We start from the raw sequence: 234 nt of genomic DNA on the forward strand, positions 1-234 counted from the left end.
GTGTTCCATCGATCAGAAGATGATCATCAATCCCAACTTTAGCTGCCCGGTTTTTCATGAACTTCAGAATTCGGTTACACGTTTTTCCAAGATCTTTTTGAAATATGCTGATCGTATTCTTGCTCATCGCGGTTTCTGGCATCAGCTCCGTCAGAAACGACTCATCGTAACTCTCTTTGAGTTCGCAGTCTTTGATATGCGGATAGCAGACGCGAAGAATGGCCATGCACAGAA

Annotated in this window: 1 protein-coding gene; it reads right to left on the minus strand. The window is 44.0% G+C overall.

From position 1 onward, the window contains the following. Nucleotides 1–234: hypothetical protein (locus tag Afil_RS11005; protein WP_439647333.1), on the minus strand; the 234-nt coding region annotated here is incomplete at both ends.

The sequence above is a fragment of the Allobaculum fili genome (assembly GCF_020969955.1).
In the GTDB taxonomy this organism is placed as follows: domain Bacteria; phylum Bacillota_I; class Bacilli_A; order Erysipelotrichales; family Erysipelotrichaceae; genus Allobaculum; species Allobaculum fili.